The sequence below is a fragment of the Pseudoalteromonas ulvae UL12 genome, assembly GCF_014925405.1.
GTDB lineage: Bacteria > Pseudomonadota > Gammaproteobacteria > Enterobacterales > Alteromonadaceae > Pseudoalteromonas > Pseudoalteromonas ulvae.
The window spans coordinates 420153-436970 of sequence record NZ_AQHJ01000023.1; the positions used below are offsets into that span (position 1 = coordinate 420153).

At 42.3% G+C, this 16818-nt stretch carries 15 protein-coding genes; 8 read left to right on the plus strand and 7 right to left on the minus strand.

Annotation, left to right across the window (positions count from 1 at the left end; all coding sequences use genetic code 11):
* Positions 1-8 precede the first annotated feature (8 nt).
* Complete coding sequence (locus PULV_RS05465) at positions 9-248, minus strand: helix-turn-helix domain-containing protein (RefSeq protein ID WP_086742544.1); 240 nt, start codon at positions 246-248, stop codon at positions 9-11.
* Between the two features lie 518 nt (positions 249-766).
* On the opposite strand from PULV_RS05465, the gene PULV_RS05470 reads away from it, so the two are divergent.
* Positions 767-937, plus strand: a complete 171-nt coding sequence (locus PULV_RS05470; protein ID WP_176365112.1) for a hypothetical protein — start codon at positions 767-769, stop codon at positions 935-937.
* A gap of 73 nt (positions 938-1010) precedes the next feature.
* Here PULV_RS05470 and PULV_RS05475 read toward each other — a convergent pair whose 3' ends face one another.
* From PULV_RS05475 to PULV_RS05490, 4 genes are all read right to left on the minus strand, one after another.
* A complete protein-coding gene (locus PULV_RS05475; protein ID WP_193331110.1) occupies positions 1011-4094 on the minus strand; it encodes an efflux RND transporter permease subunit in 3084 nt (1027 codons plus the stop codon).
* A 2-nt stretch (positions 4095-4096) separates the two neighbouring features.
* Positions 4097-5188, minus strand: a complete 1092-nt coding sequence (locus PULV_RS05480; protein ID WP_193331111.1) for an efflux RND transporter periplasmic adaptor subunit — start codon at positions 5186-5188, stop codon at positions 4097-4099.
* Between the two features lie 190 nt (positions 5189-5378).
* Entirely contained in the window at positions 5379-5717 is a 339-nt protein-coding gene (erpA, locus tag PULV_RS05485) for an iron-sulfur cluster insertion protein ErpA (RefSeq protein ID WP_086742541.1), read from the minus strand.
* 86 nt (positions 5718-5803) lie between these two features.
* Positions 5804-6496, minus strand: a complete 693-nt coding sequence (locus PULV_RS05490) for a DUF6776 family protein (protein ID WP_193331112.1) — start codon at positions 6494-6496, stop codon at positions 5804-5806.
* 102 nt (positions 6497-6598) lie between these two features.
* Here PULV_RS05490 and PULV_RS05495 point away from each other — a divergent pair, with 102 nt between their 5' ends.
* From PULV_RS05495 to hemL, 4 genes are all read left to right on the plus strand, one after another.
* Complete coding sequence (locus tag PULV_RS05495; RefSeq protein WP_086742539.1) at positions 6599-8281, plus strand: chloride channel protein; 1683 nt, start codon at positions 6599-6601, stop codon at positions 8279-8281.
* Positions 8282-8295: 14 nt separating this feature from the next.
* Entirely contained in the window at positions 8296-8730 is a 435-nt protein-coding gene (locus tag PULV_RS05500) for a CopD family protein (RefSeq protein WP_086742538.1), read from the plus strand.
* A gap of 99 nt (positions 8731-8829) precedes the next feature.
* Positions 8830-9846, plus strand: a complete 1017-nt coding sequence (locus PULV_RS05505; protein WP_086742537.1) for an aspartate carbamoyltransferase — start codon at positions 8830-8832, stop codon at positions 9844-9846.
* Positions 9847-9867: 21 nt separating this feature from the next.
* Positions 9868-11148, plus strand: coding sequence for a glutamate-1-semialdehyde 2,1-aminomutase (hemL, locus tag PULV_RS05510; protein WP_086742536.1), 1281 nt, complete (start codon positions 9868-9870; stop codon positions 11146-11148).
* 96 nt (positions 11149-11244) lie between these two features.
* Here hemL and mrcB read toward each other — a convergent pair whose 3' ends face one another.
* Both mrcB and PULV_RS05520 read right to left on the minus strand, forming a co-directional pair.
* Positions 11245-13620, minus strand: a complete 2376-nt coding sequence (gene mrcB / locus PULV_RS05515) for a penicillin-binding protein 1B (RefSeq protein ID WP_193331113.1) — start codon at positions 13618-13620, stop codon at positions 11245-11247.
* Positions 13621-13774: 154 nt separating this feature from the next.
* Entirely contained in the window at positions 13775-13948 is a 174-nt protein-coding gene (locus PULV_RS05520) for a hypothetical protein (protein ID WP_176365111.1), read from the minus strand.
* Positions 13949-14189: 241 nt separating this feature from the next.
* Here PULV_RS05520 and PULV_RS05525 point away from each other — a divergent pair, with 241 nt between their 5' ends.
* The 3 genes from PULV_RS05525 (at position 14190) to PULV_RS05535 (ending at position 16799) form a co-directional block, all read left to right on the plus strand.
* On the plus strand, positions 14190-14642 hold the full coding sequence (locus PULV_RS05525; RefSeq protein ID WP_086743189.1) for an acyl-CoA thioesterase: 453 nt from the start codon (positions 14190-14192) through the stop codon (positions 14640-14642).
* The gene (locus tag PULV_RS05530) at positions 14632-15684 is read left to right on the plus strand and encodes an aldo/keto reductase (RefSeq protein WP_086742534.1); all 1053 of its coding nucleotides are present in this window, start codon (positions 14632-14634) and stop codon (positions 15682-15684) included. Before PULV_RS05525 ends, PULV_RS05530 begins: the two co-directional genes overlap by 11 nt.
* Before the next feature lie 167 nt (positions 15685-15851).
* The gene (locus PULV_RS05535) at positions 15852-16799 is read left to right on the plus strand and encodes an ABC transporter substrate-binding protein (RefSeq protein WP_193331114.1); all 948 of its coding nucleotides are present in this window, start codon (positions 15852-15854) and stop codon (positions 16797-16799) included.
* Positions 16800-16818 lie beyond the last annotated feature (19 nt).

A 16818-nucleotide genomic window follows, 5' to 3' on the forward strand; every position in this document is an offset into this window, starting at 1 on the left:
TTTAAAACTTATTCGCCTTTAAGCAGCGCTAAACCTTCAATTGGATCAACTTCAAGTGCATGACAGTAGCGCATGAACTCGACAACATCTAGGCGACGTTCTTGGTTCTCAATTTTCCCAATGAATGAATGCGGTGTACCTAGAATTTGAGCTAAGCTACGCATTGTATGGCCTTTTTCTTGACGTTTGTCTTTTAACCATTTTGTTAAACGTCCGTTTTCTTCAGACGAGACAGTTTTACCCATCATATACATCTCCTACTAGATGAATGTTACTAATAAAAATTAAATGAGAATGCCCCTTCTCATTTAAAGTATAACTAAAAGTGCATAATGAATGCCGCTTTTAGCAAATTCTGACTATTTAACCATAAGCCCAATATTAGGTATAGCCGTTTTTTTAATCTTTACCTAATTTAGGTTCTTATTAACATCTCATTTGCGATTACTTTTCAAAATACGAACATTTAGCGGCAAAATTCCCGAATGTATTGACTATGTATGCATTTAAGGGATTTTCCTCAAAGGATACTAACACAGAAACCATACAATTTTTGTGAGTTTTTAAGACTGTTTATTACAGTTAGTTTAACTATTTATAACAAAACTAAATAGACATCAGCGCGCTTAAATGAGCGATATCACCCTTTACCACGTATTAACACCCAGCCGAATGACTCTAACAATAAACACCCACCTCATCGCTAAACAACTGATATACTCAATGTTGATTATCAAATTATCTCTATACAGGTACTTGAATTGTTATGATCCGATTAATGTTTTTATTACCCATTATTTTGTGCCTTGCTTGGTATTTTTTCTTAAAAGCAAATAATGTGACCATGAAAGAAGGGAGAAAAGGATTTTTTTATATTCTGGCATTTAGCGCAATTCTATTGGGGTTCTTTTCGATGATGATCTACATCACCCAATAAACCTGAAAGACATGTGTTTTAAGAGGCGATTAATGACAGGCGGATTATCAAACCATCATTAATCGCGACATGATTATGTTCTCTCTTTTGCGTTTACGCGTAATGCTAATAAACAGGGCGTTAAAATCAGCGTCAGCACAGTTGCAAAGGCCAACCCACCAGCCACAGCTGTCGATAATTGCACCCACCATTGCGTCGAAGGCGCACCAATATCAACCTGACGATTAAATAAATCAATATTAATTTGCAGCACCATCGGCATCAGGCCCAAAATCGTAGTCACAGTTGTCAATAATACGGGTCTGAGTCGCTGCGCACCTGTTCTTAAAATCGCCTCCCGCGGGGCAATCCCTTGTTGACATAAGACATTATAAGTATCAATCAAGACGATATTATTGTTTACAACAATCCCTGCAAGTGCAATGACGCCAATCCCCGACATAACAATACCAAAAGGTTGCTGTAAAATTAGCAGTCCAAGAAACACACCGACAGTAGAAAATACCACAGCGCTTAAAATTAAAAATGCTTGATAAAAGCTATTAAATTGCGTGACCAAAATAATACCCATCACAAATAACGCCACCAAAAATGCATTTTTCAAGAACACTTCTGACTCGTTTTGCTCTTCGTTCTCACCCCTGACTTTTAGTTTAACCCGAGGATCTAACCCTTGCGCTTCAAGTTGAGCTTGTAAACGTGGTAATGCCATACTTAATAAGTATCCAGGTCGCATATCCGCATTCACTGAAACAACTCGGTGACTATCGACTCGGCGAACCGTATCAACCTTTTGTACCGCTTGACGTGCAACAAAGTGTGAAATGGGAATTTGGCCGTTGAGAGTGTTTATGCGTAAATTTTCTAAGCGGCCAAGATCTCTTTTATCAAATGGAAAACGAACGCGAATATCAATTTCATCATCCACGTCGTCCGGGCGGTATTCACCTAACTTCAGTCCGTTAGTAATCATTTGCACGTTCGCACCAAGCATTGCAGCATCGGCTCCAAAACGCGCTGCATCAGCACGATTGATTTTTAATTGCCATTCGATTCCAGGTTTCGATCCTGTGTCATCAACATTTGTAAACGCGCCATCAGACTCAATTGCGAAGCGGATCCGTCGAGCTTCTTGCTCCAAAATATCAGGAAATTTTGAACTCAGCTCGATAGATAAATCTTTGCCGCCACCTGGGCCATTCTCATCTTTGCGCAGTTCAATTTCGACACCTGCTATATCGCTGGTCAAGGACATCGCCTCAGCGATAATATCATCCGCAGGAGCCCGTTGATCCCAATCTTTTAAATTCAAGCGCAACGTGCCCACTAAGTCTTTCCCGCCAGTTAACGAGTAGAGAGTTTTGATTCCATCCACAGTTAAAATTCGAGACTCCACATCTTCCATAATGGTATTTTTTTCATAAATAGATAAATCACCAAACGAGCGGACTTTAATGTTTACGCCATTAGGCTCAACATCAGGAAAGTACTCAATGCCAAGCTTAGATTGCCCATAACCAATAAACACACACACAGCAAATCCGATAGCCCCAATCAAGACCAACCATGGTCGGCTGATTGCTGAGTCAAGCAGCCTGACATACCGACCAACTAAACCATGAAGCTGCGTTAAATCGCCTTTTTCAGCAACAAGCAGTTCGTGTTTTTGTGACTCGGATAGCGCGTTGACTTTTCCCATTAAACTGCCCAGAGTCGGCACAAAAATAAGCGCCATCACCAGTGACGCACTGAGCGTTGCCATTAGAGTAATTGGGAGATACTTCATAAACTCCCCCATCATTCCCGGCCAAAAAATTAAAGGAGCGAAAGCCGCAAGGGTCGTGGCTGTAGAAGCAATAATCGGCCAAGCCATCCGCTTAGCGGCTAAGGCATAAGCTTGCCTACGATGCATTCCCTCCCCCATCATACGATCAGCGAATTCAGTCACGACAATGGCCCCATCGACCAACATACCAACAGCCATAATTAGCGCAAAAAGCACGACGATATTAACCGTCATACCAAAAATTGAAATCACTAAAATGCCCGTTAAGAATGAGCCAGGGATCGCGACCCCAACCAAAAATGCTGCCCGCGAGCCCAAGATTGCAATAATGACAATCACCACAAGTAATACAGCCGATAACACATTGTTTTGCAAATCATTGAGCATTTGTTCGACGTCAACAGACATATCACCGGTGTAATTAACTTTAATATGATCAGGCCAGCGAGTTTGTGTTTCACTTACAACCGCTTTAACTTGCTTCACAGTATCAATAATGTTTTCACCGGTACGCTTTTTAACCTCGAGTGAGACCGCCTGTTCGCCATTAATTCGTGCAATGGTAATAGGATCTTTGTAAGCTCGGCGAATAACGGCTACATCCATAAAGCGTACGACTTTATCGCCGACAACTTTAACCGGTTGCTCCATTACATCTTGAATGGTTTCAAATACTGAAGGAATTTTAACGGCGAAGCGCCCTTTACCTGTATCCAATGTCCCCGCAGCAATGAGTCGATTATTATTGCTCAGCAACTGAAAAATATCGTTTTGGCTCAAGCCATAAGAGACCATTGCCAAAGGATCCACTTCAATTTCGACCATATCCTCACGATCACCGCCAATTTCAACTTCTAATACACTTGAAATGGCTTGAAGTTCATCTTTTAGTTGCCGCGCTAAAGTAAGCAATCCTCGCTCTGGTGCCTTTCCAGAAAGAGTGAGGGTAATGGTTGGCTGCTCATCTTCCATTAACACTTCATGCACCTCTGGTTCTTCTGATTCAGAAGGCAGTTTTGCTTTCGCTAACGAAACTTTATCACGCACATCTGCCAGTGCTTCTTTAGGATCCATTCCTGCGATAAATTCAAGTGTGACCGATGCATGCCCTTCACTGGCGACTGAGGTCATTTCTTTTACACCTTCAATCGCGCGCAACTCTATTTCCATCGGCCTGACAAGCAAACGCTCCGCATCTTCAGGCGAAATACCGTCATGAACAATCGACACATAAATAAAGGGGATCGTGACATCTGGGTTCGCTTCTTTGGGGATCGTTTGATACGTCACCCAGCCTGCAATTAATAGCAATACAAAAATAGATAGACCGGTGCGAGTATGTTTCAATGCAGCATCAATGAGGTGACCCATATCTACTCCTCAGCTTGTGCAAAAATAGGGTTAACCACATCACCTATTCTTACAAACCCTTGGCCAAGGGTAATTACATTGGCTTGTTCGCCAAGCCCTGTCATCCAGACACCTTCGGTCGTTGATTTAACAATATTCATTGGATTGAACACGACGCGATTATCCGCATCAATACTTTTCACTCCAATGTTTCCCTCTGGATCTAACGCCATAAAAGCGGGGCTTAATTTAATGGCTCTCACCGCTTCGGCATTAATATCAAGTTGCGCCGAAAAACCAGCGCGAAATGCCATATTCGGATTGGCAAACGCAGCTTCAATTCGAAATGTGTTCGTACGGGAGTCCGCAACTGAGGCTATATATCTGATCTCACCTTGGTAGGAGCTCTGATTCAAAATAGTCGCCATTACAGGCTGTTTGAGGCGTAAACCAGCGACTTCTGATTGGGTCACATCAGCACGAATAACCAAAGGATCTAAATCCGCTAACTCAAACACTGCATCTCCGCGGCCAACATAATCCCCCTCTTGCACTAAACGTGTATTAATCACCCCATCAAAAGGTGCAATGATTTGTGTTCGTTTATCGCTTAAGGCCAAACTCGCATACGTAGCTTTTGCCTGCGCGAGTAAAGTTTCAGCTTGAGCAAGTTGCACTTGATCTTGAAGACCTTTTTTTTGCAGTTTGACAGCCCCTTGGTATTCGAACTCTCGTTGTTTTATCAGGGCTTGTGCTGATGCTAGTTGTTGAGATAAATCTCCTTTTTCTAAGGACATCACGACCGTGCCTTTTTCGACAAACGTACCTTCATCAACAAATATACGCTCGACTTGTCCGGCTTCGTAGCTACTTACCCGTGCAACTTTATCTGGCTCACTGCGGCCATAAAGAGATAAAGACTTATAAACTGATTCAGCAAATAACCGCTCAACTTTTACGTTTGCTTTATGAGCTTCGCTGTTGCTGGGTTCTATTTTAGATTCGGCATTAGATGGCCCTGCCATCATCCAAATAATGACAGCTAAACAAATCACGAATGAAATCAGGTAAGGTTTTTGATCTAAGAGTATTTTGATGCGTTGCGGGGTAAACATCGGCTTCTCCACCTTGAGATGTGCAAAGAAAAGCAAATTAATGAGTAAGCAACTCTTTGAACTTAAATTATTTATTTTTTACTGTATAAATAATACGAGCTTTAGTGAGAATAGGAAGAGAAAAAATGCAATTTTTTGTAAGCACAAAAAAACCACTGCAGGCAGTGGTTTTTTTGTTAATTCGGCTTGATTAAACGCTAAATGAAGAGCCACAACCACAGGTTGCTGTTGCATTCGGGTTGTTAACAAAAAAGCGCGAGCCTTCTAAGCCTTCAGTGTAATCAACTTCGCCATCGACTAAGTATTGAATACTCATAGGATCAATTACCAATGTCACACCGCTTTTTTCAATTTCTAAATCACCTGGGTTTACTTTCTCATCAAAGGTAAATCCATATTGAAAACCTGAGCAGCCACCACCGGTAACATACACGCGTAATTTTAGTGCTGGGTTTTCTTCTTCTTCAATTAATTGCTTCACCTTGTTGGCGGCAGCATCGGTAAATTTAATTGGTAATTGATCTGACATTATCTTACTCACTAGACGGCAATAGCGAAATTATCTAATACCCGAGTATTTTAATCAAGTACTCGTCACTATCTAAGGGGGGAACTTTAATTAATAGGCTGCCATGGAATCGTTTGAGTGAGTTGTTCAAATTTTTGCCATTTTAATGTCGGCTTCACCGCTTCAAGCGCTATTTGATCAGCCACAAAACCATCAGGTAATTTAAATTCTCCCTCAAATAACTGAAAGTAATGAAATTTGAAGTTTGTTGGCGAATCTTCAAACTCTGAAAGAGCGAGTAAATCAAGCTGAGTATTTTGTTGATTAAGTGTTCCAAAAAGAGTTAAAGATAACCGCCCTTGGTTAATCTCTTTTACTTGCGTTGCTTGGTATAACAAAAAAGTGAATTGATAACGCTGCTCACCTAAGCCACTCAACTGCCAGTTAAGTAATGACAACCCAGAATTGACTAATTCAGGTGCCATAATTGTTTGATACACTAATAACTCTTTTCGTAAGCTGATCAGTTCAGCCGTCAACTGGTTGATTTGGAATTTGTTTTGCTGTTGTGATGCTTGCTCAAGCGAAAGCTCAGCACGCACCTTCCTCTCGTTACGTTTACTTTGTGTTAATTGTAATTGCGTGGCTATGAGCTGCTCTTGCAGTCTCGCAGCCTGTTGCTGCAAAGCTTGACGAATAGAGGTCGCGTTATAAGCACTATTTATCACGATGATTAATGCACATAAACAGGCGCATATCGCCACAACATAGCGCATTGACCAACCCTTGATTTTCGTCATATCAACCTTAGATAAAGCACCGTTTTTATTAGAAAATAAAACGACTTAAACGAATCAATCTGTTAAACTTTCTTGATTGTGGAACATATTCAGGATTATGCAATGTCGCTTGAATCCCTCAGGCGTCGTTTGGCTCGACCAAAGACATCTGTACAACTTTGCTTATTGGGAGTCTGTGCTGGGCTGATTGCTGCGATCCTGATCATATTATTTCGTTTAGTAATTATTGCTGTACAAGGGATGTTTTTAAATGAGGCTGATAATTTTGCCGAACTCTCTACCCTTGAGCGCTTTGCTTTACCTATGGTCGCAGCACTGTGTATTGCTATTTTTGCTGATTTTACCGGTTTTAAGCATTACCGCTTAGGGATCCCCTTTGTACTGCATCGCATCAAACAGCATTACGGCAACATGCCGATTTGGAATGCGGTTAATCAATTTGTTGGCGGCGCATTAGCGCTAATAAGTGGTTTTTCTGTAGGCCGAGAAGGCCCATCAGTTCATATGGGCGCCACAGGTGCAAGTATTTTAGGTACCTGGTTGCATTTACCTTATAACGCCATGCGAACACTCGCAGGGTGTGGGGTTGCAGCTGGCATTGCCGCTTCGTTTAACACCCCTTTGGCCGCCGTGATTTTTGTGATGGAAGTGGTTCTGCGTGAATATAAAGTCCATATTTTTGTGCCTATCATGTTGGCCGCAGTAACCGGTGCCCTCACCACTCAATTTGTCTTTGGCACTGATACCGAGCTTTCGATGATCCACGTCATTCCATTAAGTGGCTGGCATATTCCTTATTTAATTTTATGTGGTGTGGTCCTTGGTGCGTTGGCATTTAGTTTTAATCAAAACTTAATGCTCATTATGCGTACATTTAGCAAAGTAAATATGTTTCCGCGTTTAATACTGGCAGGGATCATTACAGGCATGATTGGTTATTTGGTGCCACAAGCGATGGGACCAGGATTAAGCGCCATCGCAATTTCGGTTTCATCCCCAGAAGATATTCAATTACTGACCACTATTTTTGTCGCCAAATTATTGGCCACTTTATTTGCTTTAGGCCTTGGGATCCCTGGCGGAATTATTGGCCCAGTAATAGGCTTAGGCGTTGTGATTGGCTCAATGATGTCCTATTTTGGCCATTATATTAGTCCCGATGTCGAAGTCGTCGGCACCTACGCTGTTTTAGGAATGGCCGGGTTACTCGCTGCAACCTTGCATGCGCCTCTTGCCGCGTTAGTGGCGGTGATGGAATTAACCTCAAGCCCCACTATTATTGTGCCTGCGATTGTGGTGATAGTGTCTGCGTATGTAACAGCCCTTCAGCTATTTGGTAATCGTTCAATATTTTTGCAACAGCTCGAATTTCAAGGGCTCGCATACCAAGTATCACCCGCTGTCGAAGCATTACAAAAAGTCGGGGTGCTCGATGAAATGGATGAAGACTTTAAATTGCTTTATAGCGATGATAAACAACAAATTGCCGAAACACTCAATGCTGTTGATGCCCAAACGCCCCTAATCGTCTTTGATGAAGAACACGGTTATCGCCTAGCCGAATATGATTTATCCCTTACTGCTGAAGAAACCGTCTCGATTTTGTATGTGCCTCTTGAAGGCGTCAGCAGTCAATCCACATTAGCAGAGGTCTTTACCGTACTCAACGATAAGCGCAGTGGCGCTGTCTATGTTTATAACAAGCTTGATAACAAACAAATTATGGGCATGATCCGCTGGGATCATATTCGCCATATTCTGACAATTCGTAATAGTTTACTTTAGGGTTTCGACACAAAATGACCACGTTATTGATTTATAAAAGTTTACACATTTTTTTTATGGTCGCTTGGTTTGCCGGTATATTCTATTTACCGCGCCTGTTTGTTTACCATGCAATGAGTAGCGATAAACCTTGCCATGACATGCTCAAAACGATGGAAAGAAAACTACTCTATTTTGTCACACCTTTTGCGGTACTGACTCTCGTATTTGGCGTGCTGATGATTGCAGAATATGGCCGTGAATGGTTTCGCCACAGCTTATGGTTGCATTATAAATTAGTGTTCGTCATTGCGTTATATCTCTACCATGCATATTGCTTTAAGTTATTAGCTGACTTTAAACATGATCGTAATACTCGCAGCCATAAGTTTTATCGCATTTTTAACGAAGCGCCGGTGCTTATTTTATTAGCGATCATCTTTTTAGCCATTCTCAAACCAGCACTTTAAATTTGGTACTCAAGCAAAATTAAACACTACAGTCGCGCGTGAATTTGATATAGTTACGCGCGAAAATTCCCCGTAACTTTGTTCTTTAGGATTAGCCATATGTTGAACTTTCAAGGCGAAAATATTCTTTCGGTAAATCAATTAAATAGAGACAGCATTGACACCATTTTTGCCGTTGCGAAAAAAATGGAGCCGTATGCTAAAAAACAAAAGCGTACCAAAGTGCTCGAAGGCGCGATTTTAGCTAACCTATTCTTTGAACCAAGTACCCGAACTCGCGTCAGTTTTGGCACCGCATTTAACTTACTCGGCGGATTAGTTCGCGAAACAACCGGGATGCAAAGTTCAGCGCTCGCAAAAGGCGAATCACTTTACGATACCGCGCGTGTTATTTCAGCTTATGCTGACGCAGTCGCGATGCGCCACCCTGATGCAGGCTCTGTCTCAGAGTTTGCTACGGGCTCCGATGTTCCAGTTATCAATGGTGGCGATGGCCCCAATGAGCACCCCACTCAAGCACTACTTGATTTATTGACCATTGAAAAAGAACTTGCTCGCTATGACCGCAACATCGATGGCATGCACATCGCACTGGTTGGCGATCTAAAATATGGCCGCACTGTGCATTCTTTATCAAAATTATTGTGCCATTACAAAAACGTAAAGTTTTCTATGGTCGCACCTGATGGCTTACAAATGCCTGATTATATTTTAGACTCGGTCACCAATGCTGGTCACGAAATTCAATTAGTGAGTCAAATGGAAGGTAATTTAGCTGCCGATATCGTCTACCAAACTCGCATTCAAGAAGAACGCTTTCCATCACAAGAAGAAGCAAACAAATACCGCGGTGGCTTTCGTATTAGCCAAGCGATTTACGAAGCACACTGTAAACCGAGTTCTGTGTTAATGCACCCTCTACCTAGAGATAGCCGAGGCGAGGCCAACGAACTTGATAACGATCTTAATCAAAATGATAACCTAGCTATTTTCCGCCAAGTCCAAAATGGCGTGTTAATTCGTATGGCATTATTCGCCTTAACCTTAGGCGTCGACACGCTTGTTGAAAAACATGAAGTCGATGTTCCTTGGTTTAGCCGTAAACGCGATAGCTAATTAAAAGAAAAGGATAAATACATGACTATCAGTCAAGACCTATTTCAACGCGCTCTCGATTCAATTCCTGGTGGAGTAAACTCACCGGTTCGTGCGTTTAATGGTGTCGGTGGTACGCCACTTTTCATCACTAAAGCACAAGGCGCATATACTTATGACGCCGATGGCAATCAATACATTGATTATGTTGGTTCATGGGGCCCGATGATCATGGGTCACAACCATCCAACCATTAAGCAAGCGGTGCTTAATGCTGTTGAAAATGGATTAAGCTACGGTGCGCCCACTGAAACAGAAATTTTGATGGCCGAAAAAGTCAAAGCCTTAGTGCCATCTATCGAAAAAGTACGTATGGTGAGCTCAGGGACTGAAGCTACTATGAGTGCTATTCGCTTAGCCCGTGGCTTTACTGGCCGTGATAAAATATTAAAGTTTGAAGGCTGTTACCATGGCCACGCAGACTCACTGCTGGTAAAAGCAGGCTCAGGAGCCCTTACCATGGGCGTTCCTAATTCACCGGGGATCCCAGCTGATTTTGCTCAGCATACTTTAACGGTTTCATTTAATAGCTTAGATGAAGTTAAAGCCATCTTCGCTAAATATGCCAATGACATTGCCTGTGTGATTGTTGAGCCTGTGGCTGGAAACATGAACTGCATTCCTCCAGTTGAAGGCTTTTTGGAAGGCTTACGCACCGTCTGCGATCAATATAAATCAGTGCTTATTTTCGACGAAGTCATGACTGGTTTTCGTGTTGCACTCGGCGGCGCTCAGCAGTATTACAACATCACGCCCGATCTAACCTGTTTAGGAAAAGTGATTGGCGGCGGCATGCCTGTCGGTGCATTTGGCGGTAAAAAAGAGATTATGGATTTCATCGCCCCTGTGGGTCCTGTTTACCAAGCTGGCACTTTATCGGGCAATCCGATTGCGATGGCTGCCGGTTTAGCAGCATTAGAATTGCTTGCAACTCCAGATTTACACGATGAACTCGAAGCAAAAAGCCAACGTTTATGCGAAGGGTTTGAGCAAGCGGCAAAAGAAGCAGGCATTGCTCTAACCACAAACTACGCAGGTGGCATGTATGGGTTCTTTTTTACTGAAGCAGAAAAGGTAACCAGCTATCAACAAGCTACTGAGTGTGACATTGAGCGTTTCAAGCGCTTCTTCCACTTAATGCTGGAAGAGGGTGTCTATTTAGCGCCATCAGCCTTTGAAGCTGGCTTTGTCAGTACTATGCACGGTGATGAAGAAATCGAGCAAACTATCGCTGCTGCTAAACGCGTTTTCGCAAAGCTTTAATCGCGATATTGATAAGCAAAAAACCAAGCACTTGCTTGGTTTTTTACTTTTTAATCAACAGTCACTTTAGATAACTTAAGCTCAAGTTAAATAAACTTAATTACATACAGGTCGCTGCTGAAATTCAGAAGCGCGCACCGGGAGTTTAATCACAGTCCCACATCCTGGAGGCGCTTGGCGTCCAGTCTGCTCAGACACAAATGCCCATTTAATATCTTCTGGCCGCGTATCCGCAATAGATTCAGGATTGAGTTGTTTTAAATACCGAATATACAATTCAAGCGCCCCTTGGCCGCCAGTTAACCCCGTCGATTTATTGTCATCACGGCCTAACCACGACACTGTGACCGTATTGTGATCAAAGCCCGCATACCAGCTGTCGCGTAAGTCGTTGCTGGTTCCTGTTTTACCTGCAAATTGAATCGTAGGAAAATACTGTTTGAGTTTTTTAGCCGTCCCTTCATAAGTGACTTTTTTCATCGCATATTTTGTTAAGTAAACGGCATCTTCTTTAAAGCGTCGCTCTTTGCGCGGTCGGTGTTGATAAATCACTGCGCCAACAGCATCCGTAATCGCAGCAATGGATGTAAGCTTTTGATAACGGCCATCTTGCGCTATGGTGGTGTACATTTGTGCGACCTCAAAACTCGATAGCTCAAGTGCGCCAAGCAATAAAGACGGATACGGATTAATCGCCCCCTCGATCCCCAGCTGCTCAATAGTTTGAGCAACATTGTCAATTCCCACATCTAAACCAAGTCGCACCGCAGGTAAGTTTATACTTTGGCTAAAAGCTTGATACAGAGGCAATGCCCCACGGAACTGATGATCAAAGTTTTCTGGTTTCCAACGATTACCTTGATCATCCACCATCGAAATCGGCACATCCTCTAATAAAGTCCCTAAGTGATACTCTGTTGATGACAACCCAGTTAAATAAACCGCAGGTTTCACTAATGAGCCAATATTACGCTGTGAATCTAACACACGATTAAAGCCAGATAACTGTGTATCTCGCCCTCCCACTAACGCACTGACACCACCCGATTGAATATTCACCGACACCATAGCTGCTTGAAGCTGATCGGCTTTTTTATGGCGCTCAAGGATAGGCAACCCTTTTGAAACAGCTTCTTCCATTGCGGTTTGTTTTTGCAAATCAAAGTATGTGAATACTCGCACACCTGCATCGAGTGTATCTTTAGATTCCAATAACTCATTTAACTCACGGCTCACTAAGTCTAAAAAACCAGGGTGGGCAACTTTGGCACTTTTACCCATGTCTTCAATGCCTAATGGACGATTCAGAGCAAGTTGGAACTCTCTTGGACTGATCAACTGATTTTCAGCCATCAGTCTCAACACTAAGTCGCGGCGTGCCATCGCTCGCTCAGGGTAACGACGAGGGTTGTAAAAAGACGGCCCTTTAATAATTCCGACAAGTAAGGCGATTTGATGATATTCCAATTCATTAGCGGGCTTAGCAAAGTAAAAGTCACTGGCTAGCTCAATCCCATGCACTCCTTGGTTATATGCTTGGCCAAGATATACTTCATTCAAATACGCTTCCAATATTTGGTCTTTGCTATAACGATAATCCAAAATTAAGGCAATTAAGGCTTCATTAAATTTACGTGTGTAGGAGCGTTCTCGGCTCAAATAAAAGTTCTTCGCTAGCTGCTGAGTCAGCGTGCTACCACCTTGAACTGTTCGCCCTGCTAAAATATTTGAATACAGTGCCCTTAAAATTGACCAAGGTGACACGCCATGATGATGATAAAAATCCTGATCTTCGACCACTAACAACGCATCTTTGAGCATATTTGGAATACGCTCGAGTGGGACAAATTCGCGGTCTTGACCAGTCGCATTACTTAAACGGGCAATTTGCACCGGCTCAAGGCGTGCATAAGCTAAATCACGCTGTTTTTCATCTTTAATACTGTGCAGTTTTTTAGCGCTAAATGCTAACTCAAAGACCCGTTGCGCTTCTGGGCCATCAAAAAACTCAAATGCGCGGCGGTAAATCCGTACTTGGTTATCTGAAACAACATATTGCCCAGTAGAAGAAAGCTGATTGACCTGAGAGTAATTTAGCCGGTTAAGTTCCCATACGACTTCTTGAATAGATAAGTATTGCCCCGGATAAAATTGCATCGCTCGCGCATATACTTGCGCTGGTAATTGCCATTTATTCCCTTCAAATTGACGAGTAATTTTTGAATCCAAATAAATAACATAAAGACAAATGACTAAGCTAAGTGTTAACCCGCCTTTCCAGCAAATAGACCACAGGCTTTGTACAATACGCGCTTTAATATTACGAGTTCCAGAAGCTGTTTGCTTTTTTTTGCGAGTGTTGTTTGTATTTTTACCTGATGGTTTCTTTGCTTTTGTGGTGCTTTTTTTAGCTGTCGAACGGGGGCGTTTCGTTGCAGGTTTTGTTTCAGGTGGCGTCTCTTTGGCAGTCATAACACTCGTTTCTTAACACATCATGTGAATTAGCACGAAACGCTAACTCTTTGTATGAGCTAAGCATATCGCGCTTTAACAAGTCATGCAGTATTTTTAAGGTCAGAAACGTTTATTTGCTTAAACCCTCGTCATGATGAATAGATAATAAACGTTATGGTTTAGCTGTTGATTTTTGAGTCTTGAGCAACCCAAACCAAAAAGCCATTTCAAATAACACACCTAAAATGAGGAAAACAGTACCACCAGCGGCAAAGCTAGCACTATAAAAGACTAACGATATCGTGATTAAGCCCACCAGAATTAACCACTTCATGGCTACTTTCATTTCTTTCTCCTTAACTGTGTCTATTGGTTAATTGTCGGTAATTAGCTGGCTAATCACAATGGACTAAGTGTAACAATTTATAAAAACTGTTATCAAAGCCATGACTGTGCTTTTTTAAAAGTCGTGTATTCGATGTTTAGCAAAGCGCAAAGCATCATAATCTTGCTTTTATTTTCTCTTGAGAAGCCCAGATGAGCTTGTTAGTCTAGAGCTTATCTTTGATATTAAAGCAGAAACAACGATGGATAACTTCCGACAAACACACCCTGTTCACAGTGAAATAAAAGTCGCATGGGGTGAAATGGATGCCCTTCAGCACGTCAATAATGTCGCTTACTTTCGCTATTTTGAAACTGCTCGCCTTGATTTTTTCAACCAATTTAATTTGCTTGATGAGTTAGAAAAAACAGCGATAGGCCCTGTGATCAGCGAAAATAACGCTCGCTATAAACGCCCCGTGACTTACCCTGACACCCTGCTGGTTGGTGTCAGCGTTTCTGATATTAAAGCCGACCGCTTTATGTTGCATTACACTGTAATGAGCCAAGCACAACAAGCCGTGACTACGGTTGGTTCATCACAAGTGGTGATGTTTAACTTCAAAACAGGGAAAAAAGCACCACTGTCGAATGAGTTGCTCGCTATCCTTCATCGCTATACCAGTGAAACACAGGAGTGCCGCAATGAAGTTTAATCGCTTAGGTTCTAGTAATATCCCTGTTTCTGAAATTTGTTTAGGCAGTATGACCTGGGGATTACAAAACACTCAGCAGGATGCTGATCAACAAATTCAATATGCTCTTGAGCGACAAATTAACTTTATTGATACCGCTGAAATGTATGCGGTGCCGCCAAGTCCTGAGACTTATGGAAAAACAGAAGCCATCATTGGTGACTGGATCCGCCGCCACCCATCACAACGCCAAGATTTGATAATCGCCACCAAAATAGCAGGACCTGGGCTCAACTGGGTACGCGAAGGCAGTCCTATGACAGCAAAAAGCGTGCAGTCAGCTGTCGAAGCATCCCTTAAGCGCTTACAAACTGATTATATCGATTTATATCAACTACACTGGCCAAATCGGACTTCACCGCATTTTGCCAAGCACTGGCCAAACATGATTGATTTCTCAGACATTGACGTCGATGAGCAAACCACGCAAATGCTCGACATTTTGCATGCGCTGGATCAATGTGTGAAGGCAGGTAAAATTCGCTATTGCGGCCTATCGAATGAAACCCCATGGGGGATCAGCCAATACCTCAAGCTTGCCCAACAACACAATTTACCTAAAATGGTCTCTATTCAAAATGAGTTTAGTTTGTTGCATAACAAAGACTGGCCATATCTGATTGAACAGTGCGTCCATGAAGACATCGCGTATTTACCTTGGTCTGCGCTTGCAGGAGGCGCTTTAACCGGCAAATACCTCAAAGGCGCTCGCCCAGAAGGAAGCCGCTGGACACTGGTACAACGAAATGGTTTGTTTCGTGATACACCTCAATCACAACAAGCCGTCGCGGCTTACGTTGACCTTGCTAAACAACATGCGCTTACCCCTGCACAATTAGCACTCGCATGGTGTAAGCAAGTCAATGGCGTTAGCTCAACCATTATTGGCGCGACAACCTTACAGCAGCTACAAGAAAATATTACTGCATTTGAGGTTACGCTGAGCGAAGCGTGTTTAGAGGCAATCAAGGAGATTTTACAACACCACCCACAACCGTTTTAAATCAGGTGCGGGTTATCAGCTTATACGCTAATAACCCACCCTATAAAAGCAAGATATTGACCTACTAACAACTCGTGCTAAAAACAACCAGCAAAAATAAACACGCCCTAGAGTTTTCTAATTAAGTGCTCTATGCTTTGTGTTGATTAAGCTTGAAAGGATATGTCATGGCTCGTACGGTTTTTATCTTTCTGACTTTAATACTTTTATTTAGTTGTAGTGACCCACAAAAAAAGCCCATTAAAATTGCAATTAACCCATGGCCTGGATATGAATTCCTCTATCTTGCACAACACCTAGACTTGTATAATAAAGCCAACTTACAAGTCGAAATCATTCAAGTTTCGACCCTAGCCGATGGACAACGAGCATATTTAAATGGTCACGTAGATGGATTTGCCAGCACTTTGGTAGAAGCGGTTCAAGTCGAAGCGCACGGTGCACCGCCTGTAGAAATTGTTTTATTAGCTGATTATTCAAACGGTGGCGATGTCATTTTGGCCAATAAGACTTTTACTTCCATTAATGATTTAAAAGGAGCCACTATTGGCTGCGAAGTGAATTCTTTAGGTTTATATTTTTTAGCCCGAGCACTCGAAAAATACAACCTCAGTATTTCTGATGTTTCAGTCAAACATGTCGAACAATCTCAAGGGCTTGATGCATTAAATTCAAAAGAAATTGACGCGTTCATCAGCTACCCCCCCTATTCATTAAAAGTGCTTGCTGACCCTCAATACCAACAAATTTTCAGTTCAGCTGCTATTCCAAGCGAAATACTAGATGTAGTATCAATTTCTAAAACTGTACTCATTGCCAACCCTGACTTAAAAGCTAAGCTGCAACACGTATGGACATTAGCGCTGGACTACCATAAGCAGCATCCTGATAAAGCCAACCAAGTCATGGCACAACGTGAAGGCATCACAATTGAAGAGTTTGAGGATACTCTCAATGATTTAAAAATCCTCGACATGTCAGAGCAACGGGCAATCGTCAAAACCAACCGGGTTTCAGAATTGGCGCTATCAGTTTGTCACACCCTCACTCAAGTAAATTCAATCTCTTCTGATTGCGCTCATACGGAGCACATAATCAACATGAAAACCTTTTAATAAATACCCATGCTAAAAA